Origin of the sequence: Burkholderia sp. Ax-1720 (assembly GCF_011753035.1) — a bacterium.
Classification (GTDB): Bacteria; Pseudomonadota; Gammaproteobacteria; order Burkholderiales; family Burkholderiaceae; genus Burkholderia; species Burkholderia gladioli.
In genome coordinates this window covers 19,601-28,080 of record NZ_VWWK01000089.1, presented here as the reverse complement: position 1 = coordinate 28,080, position 8,480 = coordinate 19,601, and the positions used below count along the sequence as shown (strand labels likewise).

Annotated in this window: 4 protein-coding genes and 1 pseudogene; 1 reads left to right on the top strand and 4 read right to left on the bottom strand. The window is 68.7% G+C overall.

Annotation, left to right across the window (positions count from 1 at the left end; genetic code table 11):
- From F3J18_RS22875 to F3J18_RS22865, 3 genes and pseudogenes are all read right to left on the bottom strand, one after another.
- Positions 1 to 561: pseudogene (locus F3J18_RS22875) on the bottom strand (MFS transporter); the annotation flags it as partial.
- On the bottom strand, positions 558 to 1,949 hold the full coding sequence (locus tag F3J18_RS22870) for a D-arabinono-1,4-lactone oxidase (protein ID WP_166914391.1): 1,392 nt from the start codon (positions 1,947 to 1,949) through the stop codon (positions 558 to 560). The pseudogene F3J18_RS22875 and the gene F3J18_RS22870, both read right to left, overlap by 4 nt.
- 48 nt (positions 1,950 to 1,997) lie before the next feature.
- The gene (locus tag F3J18_RS22865) at positions 1,998 to 3,224 is read right to left on the bottom strand and encodes an amino acid deaminase/aldolase (RefSeq protein ID WP_166914389.1); all 1,227 of its coding nucleotides are present in this window, start codon (positions 3,222 to 3,224) and stop codon (positions 1,998 to 2,000) included.
- 618 nt (positions 3,225 to 3,842) lie between these two features.
- Here F3J18_RS22865 and F3J18_RS22860 point away from each other — a divergent pair.
- Positions 3,843 to 6,329 carry a GH92 family glycosyl hydrolase gene (locus tag F3J18_RS22860; RefSeq protein ID WP_240154655.1) on the top strand — a complete coding sequence of 829 codons (2,487 nt, stop codon included), beginning with the start codon at positions 3,843 to 3,845 and terminating at the stop codon, positions 6,327 to 6,329.
- Positions 6,330 to 6,362: 33 nt separating this feature from the next.
- Here the strand turns inward: F3J18_RS22860 and F3J18_RS22855 are convergent, their stop codons facing one another.
- Positions 6,363 to 8,171 (bottom strand): methyl-accepting chemotaxis protein, encoded by a 1,809-nt coding sequence (locus F3J18_RS22855; protein WP_166914385.1) that lies wholly within the window; start codon positions 8,169 to 8,171, stop codon positions 6,363 to 6,365.
- Between the last annotated feature and the right edge of the window lie 309 nt (positions 8,172 to 8,480).

Genomic DNA, 8,480 nt, shown 5'->3' with positions numbered 1-8,480 from the left:
GCCGCGGATGGCCGGCGCCAGCAGCGCGATCGCGGCAGCCAGCAGGACGAACACCCAGCGCCCGAGCCAGGCGCCCGGCAGCGCGGAGATCAGCACCAGGAGGCCGCCGTTGATGCCGCCCGCGAGCAGGTTGATGATCCCCCACAGGCGGTCGGTCGAGGCGCGCCGCGAGACGCCGGAGGCGACCACCACGAACAGCATGCCTTCGAACAGGCCCGTCAGCCCGCGCGCGGCGGCCGCGAGGCCGACGCCGGGCGCGAGCGCGCCGAGCGCCTGGCCGGCGATCGTGCCGAGCATGCCCAGTCGCGTGTAGCCACGCGCGGCGCGCGCGATGCGGTGGGACAGCAGCGCGCAACTGATCGCGATACCGAGGATCTCGGCGCTGACCAGCGCGGTGGCGGCGCCTTCGTCGAGCCGGAAGCGCGCCATCACCGCGGCAACCAGGAACGGCGAGAGGATCAGCCCGTTGGTGGCCGCGGCGAAGGCGAGGGCGAGCCGGATCACCGCGCCGGCCGGCGGATCGGGGCGAGGCGCGCCGGCTTGCGGGTCGGTCGTGATCATGAGGCCTCCTGATCGGAACCCGCCCGATCTTGCGCGATGCGCGCGGTTTCAGGCATCGGGTCGGTCCCGTAGCAGGGCGCCGGGACGGACGACGCACCGCGCGTCAGGCCGAACAGCCCGCGCAGATAGGGCGTCAGGAACCGGCCCCGCGGGTCCATCCGTTCGCGCAGCGCGAGGAAGTCGTCCCAGCGCGGATAGCAGCCGGCGAGCTCGGCGGCGCCCAGGCCATGCACCTTGCCCCAATGCGGCCGGCCGCCATGATTGCGGCAGATCGCCTGCACGCCGGCGAAATACGCCTCGTAGGGCATGCCGCGATACTGGTGTACCGAGATGCGCACGCTGTCGCGTCCATAGTCGGGGCTCAGCCAGATGTCGTCGCCGCGCACCCAGCGATACTCGATCGGAAACATCAGCGGGAACTCGCGCCGCGCGATGAAGGCGCGGATCTCCCGCAGCGCGTCGGCGCCGCGTTCGGCCGGCACCGACCATTCCATCTCGTTGAAGCGCACCCGGCGCACCGTGGACAGCATCGCATGGCTCGCATCGACGCGCTGCCCGGCGGACACGGTGGAGGCGCACAGACGGCTCAGCGCCGGGCACAGCGAGGGAAGGTGCCGGCCGAGCCCGCACAAGGCGCCGAACACCGTGTTCTCGAGGAAGGACTCGGCGGCGCGGCTCGCCCGGTGCGTGGGCTCGGCGGGTTCGTCGCAGAGGTCCCAGGCCTTGGTGAGCACGGTATCGGTATGCGGGAACCAGTAGAACTCGAAGGAGCGATGCCGTTCGATCAGCGTCGGCGCCTGCAGCAGGCAATCGTCGAGCCGCATCGTGCCGCGCTCCAGCCGCAGCCGGAACGAAGGCACCAGCCGCAGGCCGATCTCGGTCAGCACGCCGAGCGCGCCGAGCCCGATCCGGCCGCCGGCGAACAACGCCGGATCGGCATCGGCCGATGCGCGGCATGTCGAGCCGTCGGCACGCAGGAACACGAGGCTGTCGATCTGCGTGGCCAGGTTGCCGAGCCGGATGCCGGTGCCGTGCGTGCCGGTGCTGGTCGCGCCGGCGATCGACTGCACGTTGATGTCGCCGAGGTTCTCCATCGCGAGCCCCTGCTCGGCCAAGGCCGGCCCGAGCGCCCACAGGCGCGTGCCGGCGTGCACGCGCGCCACGCGCCGCTCGCGGTCGATCTCGATCACGCCCTGCAGCGCGTCGAGCGACAGGATCACGCCGTCGGTCTGCACCAGCGGCGAGAACGAATGGCCGGCGCCGGCGGCGCGCACCGTCACGCCGCGTCGAGCCGCGTCGCGCAGCACGGCCGCGAGCGCCTCATGCGAGGCCGGTGTCGAGACGCTTGCTTCAGGACTGCTGACATAACCCGACCAGTTTCTCCACATGGAGCCTGTCTCCCGAATGTCGTGCCGTCGAACGGCGGGATGCCCGCGCTAGAAGAAGCTCTTGCCGTCGCCGCGATAAGTGGGCGTCTCGCCGATCACGCGTCCATCGCGGATCAGCAGCAGGCTGTTGAAGCGCTCGCACAGCTCGCCGGCCTTGGCGTGGCGGAACAGGACCGGATCGCCGATCGCGGGCCTGAAGCCGCGCGGCAGGCGCAGCGGCGTCTGCACCTCGCCGGCGCCTTCGTTGCGGACCAGCGTGCAGCCGGCGGGCAGCCATGGCGAGGGCAGCCGGCTCGGGCCGGCCGGCCCGGAGGCGATATAACCGCCGCCCGAGCAGGTGGCCATGCCCGGCCGCGGAATACGCGTCACCGGCAGCGCGAAGCCGGCGGCCGGCCGCGCATGGAACGCCGCGTAGTGATCGAACAGCGCGGGCGCGTAGAGGCCCGATCCGGCGGCCAGCTCAGTGACCGAGGGATCGTCCAGCGTGCTTTCGAAACTGCCGGTGCCGCCGCCGTTCACGAAGCGCAGCGCGTGACCGGCCTCGGCGAGCGCGCGGACCACGGCCTGCCGGCGCGCGTTGACCTCGCGCGCCGAGCGGCGCTTCAGCACGCGGATCAGCGCATTGCGCGCGCCGCCGCCCGGCGTCATGTCGGCCAGGCCGGCGATCTGGCCTTCGTAGCCCATCAGCCCGGCGAGCCGCACCTGTTCCTGGTCGCCGATATGGTTCGCGAGCGCGAGCGCGGCCGCGACGTCGCGCACCGGCGAGCGGTACATGCCGAAGTGCAGGCCCGGATAAGCCGACGACATGTCGAGATCGATCGCGAGCGGGATCGTCACGGCCTCGTCGCGTGCGATGCGCGCGATCGCGTCGACCTGCGCGGCGGCGTCGACCATCAGCGTGATCGAGCGGCCGCGTCTCGACTGCACGGCCACGGCACGCAAGTCGTCGGGCTCGACGCCGGGATAGGCGACCACGATATCGTCGAAGCCGCTGTCCGCCAGCCAGGCCGCCTCGGCGGCCGAATAACACAACAGACCCTGCATGAACGGGCCGCCCGCCAGCGCCGCGGCGATCAGCTCGCGCGAGCGCAACGACTTGGTGGCGAGCCGGATCGGCAGGCCGCGCGCGCGACGCTTCAGGTCCGCGAGATTGGCATCGAATTGGTCGAGGTCGACGAAGGCGGCCGGCAGGCGCTGGCCCATGAGGGCCTCGCGGTAGGTCGGGTAGTCGGGTAGGGCGGCATGCGTGCGCGGCGGGAGGTCTGCACGGCTCATGGGCCTGGCTCGCTGGGTTGGGGCGTCGCGCGGATTGTGCGACTCGTCTGGAGCCGAGGATAGAACCGGCCGGAATGCCGACCAAGCGCCGAGCGGGTCGTTCGAGGGGTCTTATCCGGCCATCGCGATCGGTCATTACCGCGTCCGGTATTCCGTCTTGATAATGAAATGGGTGATTTGTCGGAAATATAAATTAAATAGTAAATAAGAAAATTCCTATTTAAATGTTGAAGATGACAAGGTGGATGAAAATGGGATAGTGCCGACGTCGCGACGAGAAACACGTAATGAAGGCCGCTAAACTGAGGTCGTACAGGGTTATTCCAGATGTCGGCCTCGATTCGGGGCGATCGATAATGATTTGTCATTGGGCGTGAATTTAAATTTTCCCATTTGAAAAAATTTATCGATGGATATCTGGAAATGACGAATTCAAAACTTGTGATTACCGTGGTGCTGATCTGCGCGACGCTGGGCGCATGTGGCGGAGACGGGACGGACAGCGCCAGCCTGGTTTCGCCCGCGAAAACCCCCGTCGCCACCGGCGTTGCGCCGCGGCCGCAAGCACCCACCGAAGCCCGGAGCGAATCGGCACCACCATCGCCGCGTCGTCAGGACATGATGCTGACGCAGTTCGTCGATCCGTTCATCGGTACCGGGATGAATCCGGACTCACGCCATGCCGGCAACGTCAGTCCGGGCGCGACGGTGCCGTTCGGCATGGTGAATTTCGGGCCGAACACACCGCGTAGCGACTTCAACGGATCGGGCGGTTACCTGTCGTCCAGATGGGGGGCGAACGGTACCATCCACTTCTTCAGCGTGACGCACCTGAGCGGCGTCGGATGCCCGGGGCAGGGTACCGTGGCGATGCTGCCGAGCGATACGGCCAAGGCGATCGCGCCGACCGGCCGGCCGGCGGGTACCGAGTACGACTATTCGGACGAGGCGGCGGAACCCGGCTACTACAAGGTCCGCCTCGGGAACGGCATCGTCACGGAGTTGACGGCGACGGCGCGCGTCGGCATGGCGCGCATCACCTATGCGAACAAGGACCGCGGATTCTTCTCGATCGATGCCCGGCTGAATGCCGGCAGCAACGCCTCGGCCACCAGGATTACCCCCGATCGCGTGACATTGACGCTTGGCAGTGACGGCAGATCGATCAGCGGGCAGGCGGTGGCGCCGGCCTTCTGCACGCCTTACGGCACGCCCTGGAACGCGCCCGTGTATTTCTACGCGAGCTTCGACAAGCCCTTGCGCAAGCAGGCGGATACCTCGTCGGTCAACACCGTCGTCAAGGGAGCCGCGACCCTGCAATTCGACCTGAGCGATACCGACAGGACGGTGACCATGAAGGTGGCGGTCTCCTCGGTCAGCATCGAGAACGCACGACGCAACCTGCTTGGGGAGGGGGAAAAGCCGAGCTTCGACGACGCTCGCGCGAATGCCTCGGCTCTCTGGAACGACCGTCTCAACACGATCCAGATCGACCAGGCCGCGAATCCGTCGGAGCTGGATCCGCAACAACGGGCGAACCTGACCAAGTTCTACACGGCGCTCTACCGTGTGTTCGGTGCACCGACGCTCTACAGCGACACGAACGGCGAATTCCGCAGCATGCGTCAGCCGAAAGGCGCGGATGGCCGATACCCGAAGCAGGTCGACCAGACTGGCCTCGTGCCGCAGCGGGCCACGGCGAGACTCGCCGACTATGCCTTCCGCCGCCACGACGGGTCGCAGGGCGGCGGCGGCAATCACTACACGGGGTTCTCGATGTGGGACACCTATCGGTCGCAGGTGCAGTTGTTGGCGATGCTGGCGCCGAAGGAGTCGAGCGACATGATGCAGTCGCTGGTGACCGACGGTTTGCAGTGCGGCGCCTTCCCGCATTGGGTCGACGGCAGCGACGACTCGACGCCGATGAGGGGCGACAATGCATTGAACGTGATGGCGGCCGCATACAAGTTCGGCGCGACCGATTTCGACCTGGTCTCGGCGGCGCGCCTGACGAAGCAATCCGTGTTCGACACGGCCAGCGCATGCAACGATCGCCCCAGCGACACTTATCTGTCTGATTTCATCCACTTGCGCTACGTTCCGCAGAGCAAGGACGAGCACTCGTCGTCCACGACCATCGAACGCGTGCTGAGCGACCGTTCCGCCGCTGCCTTCCTGCAGGCGCTGCCCGCCAGCGTGCTGAGCGCCGCGGGGAGCGGTGTCACGCCGGAGCAGATCCGCACGCTCTATGCGCGCGCCTCGTGGTGGCGCAACATCTTCGACGAGACGAGCAAGACGATCGCCGCGCGCAATGCGCCGCCCGACGGCGCGGTGCCCGGCACGCTGGGCACGCTCACGCGGGGCGGTTTCCACGAATCCACCGAGGAGAACTACTTCTGGAGCTTCGCGCAGGACTGGTCGGCGCTGATCGATGCGATCGGCGGCAAGCAGGCGGCTGTTTCGCGCTTGGACGCGCTGTTTTCGATCACGGCGCCTTTTTCCAGCTCGCCCGGTTCCAAGGCGCTCAACGGCAACGAGTCGTCCCACACCCTGTACATCGGCAACGAGCCCGCGTTCCAGTCGCCGTGGGCCTACAACTGGGCCGGGCAACCGAGCGGGGCGCAGTACGTCATCCCGATCATCATGTCCAAGGCCTTCACCACCAAGCGCAATGGGCTGCCGGGCAACGACGACATGGGTGCGATGTCGAGCTGGTACGTGTGGGCGGCGCTCGGCATGTTCCCGGTGATTCCGTCCGAGGCCGGCCTGGCCCTGTCCACGCCGCAGTTCAGCGGGATCACCGTCTGGTTCGGCAAGGGCAGGAAGTTGCGGATCGAGAGCGACAGGCAGGTCGCCATGGATGATTCGGGGCGCCCCGCGTTCGCGTATATCCGGTCGCTGAAGCTCGACGGCGCCGACTATGCCGGTTCCTGGCTGCCGCTGGGCGCCATCGACAAGGGCGCGACCCTGCGCTACCAGCTGTCCGCCACGCCCACGCAGTGGGCGGCCGCCGACAAGCTGAGGCCGCCGTCCGGCCCCGATGCGGACTACACGCGTATGACGGCCGCGGATGCGCTGCCCAAGGCGCCGGGCAGCGGGTCCTGAGGCGGGTTTGCGGGGCGCTCCTGCGCGCCTCGCTCAGCTCGTCGCCGCCGCTTGCCGCAACCGGAACAGCCCCACGATCCCCGACAGGCCATGCGCCTGTTCGTTGAGCGTCGCCGAGGCGGCGGTCGACTGCTCGACCAGCGCCGCGTTCTGCTGCGTGGCCTGGTCCATCTCGGCGACGCTGCGATCGATCTGGCTGATGCCGGTGCTCTGCTCGTTCATCGCGCCGTCGATCTCGCCGATCACGCGATTGACGCGCTCGATGCCCTCGACGATCTCGCGCATCGCCGCGCCGGCCGCCTGCACGCGTTGCGCGCCGGTATCGACGCTGGCTTCCGAGGACTGGATCAGGTCCTTGATCTCGCGCGCGGCCGTCGCGCAGCGCTGGGCGAGCGTGCGCACCTCGCCGGCCACCACCGCGAAGCCGCGGCCGTGCTCACCGGCGCGCGCGGCTTCCACCGCCGCGTTCAGCGCGAGGATATTGGTCTGGAAGGCGATGCCGTCGATCACGCCGATGATCTCGGTGATGCGCGCCGAGGCGCGGGCGATCTCGTCCATCGTGCTGACCGCGCTGGTCACCACCTCGCCGCCGCGCGCCGCCGCCTCGCTGGCCGAGGTCGCGAGCCGCGAGGCCTCCATCGCCGATTCCGCCGACTGCTTCACGCTCGCGGTCAGTTCGGTGAGCGCGGCCGAGGTGTGCTGCAGGTTGCTGGCCGAAGTCTCGGTGCGCTGCGACAGGTCGCGATTGCCCATTTCGATTTCGCCGGTGGCCAGCTTCATGCTGTCCACGCCGGACTTCACGTCGTGCAGCACCGCGCTGATCTTGTCGACGAAGGCATTGAAGGAAGCGGAGATCTGCGCCACCTCATCGCGGCCGGCCACCGGCAGGCGATGCGTGAGGTCGCCGCCGCCCGAGCCGATGGTGTCCATCGCGTCGCGCACCCGCGACAGGCTGCGGAACGAGTTCGAGGTGAAGAAGGCCGCGAGGCCGACCGCGGCCAGCGTCAGCAGCAGCATCGCCACGCCGAGCGTGCGCAGCACCCGGCTCAGTCCCGCGGTGGCCTCGGCCTTGTCGAGCGCGATCACCAGGTACCAGTCGGTGCCGGCCACCGGCTGGGCCTTGAGCAGCTTCGCCACGCCGCCCAGCGCGATCTCCATCGGCGCGCCGGCCTGGGCCAGCGAGGTGAGCGCTGCGGGCGTGAGCGCCTCGGCGATATCGGTGGCGGGCTTGAGCGCGAGCTTGGCGTCCGGGTGCGCGATGACCTGGCCGTCGCGCGTCACCACGAAGGCCAGGCTGGCGGGCGTCGGATGCACGGTGGACACCACCTCGCGCACGCCCTCGAGCGGCACCGCGCCGCTCACCGCGCCGTCGGCCGAGCCGTTGCGCATCATCGGCGCGGAGAACGACACGTAGGGCGCGCCCGTCGAGGAGTCGCCATAGGGCTTGGTGACCACCAGCGCGCCCGCGGCCAGCGCGGCCTTGTACCAGGGGCGGGCGGTCGGGTCGTAGCCCGGCGCGGTGCTGGTGGTCGAGAAAAAGCTCTTGTCGCTCCAGCCGACCGTGGTGATCGGGAAGCCGCTGGCGCGGCCCATGTGCTTGACGAAACCTTGCGGATCGCCGTGCTCGACGTCGTCGGCCGAAGCCTTGACCGCCTGCGCCTTGGCCTCCACCCACTTGTCGATCGCCAGCGTGTTGGCGCCGGCGATCGCGTCCAGGTTCTGCGCGATGGTTTCCATCGTGTTGGCGCGCACCGTGAAGTAGGCGGCGGCGCCCGACAGCGCGAGCGCGCCGATCACGGTGGCGGAGGAGATGATCAGGATGCGGCTTCGGAGTGAGGACATCATGGCCTTGGGAGGAGAGGGCGGGCTGCGCGAATCGGGAGGCGGTTGCGGTAATCGGGTACGGGGAATCGAGGGCGGGCGACGGCACCCGCTCATAGCGTCTACGGCGCGGCGCGCGAAAACTTGATTGGGGGAAGTCGGGACGGCGAGGCGCGGCGCGTCGGGCGCGCGGCGGATGGGACGATGGCGCGCAGGCTCGCGGCGGCGCGGCGTGTGCCAGGAACGAGCTAGGCGGGGACGAGCGAGAAAGCCGCTTGAAAGGATGCGACGCGTCGCGTGGGAGAGATGAAATGCGGGAATCGCCGCGAA

Coding starts and splice junctions, on each gene's coding strand:
- F3J18_RS22855 (WP_166914385.1), bottom strand. CDS start 8,171: ATGTCCTCACTCCGAAGCCGCATCCTGATCATCTCCTCCGCCACCGTG.
- F3J18_RS22870 (WP_166914391.1), bottom strand. CDS start 1,949: ATGTGGAGAAACTGGTCGGGTTATGTCAGCAGTCCTGAAGCAAGCGTC.
- F3J18_RS22860 (WP_240154655.1), top strand. CDS start 3,843: ATGATGCTGACGCAGTTCGTCGATCCGTTCATCGGTACCGGGATGAAT.
- F3J18_RS22865 (WP_166914389.1), bottom strand. CDS start 3,224: ATGAGCCGTGCAGACCTCCCGCCGCGCACGCATGCCGCCCTACCCGAC.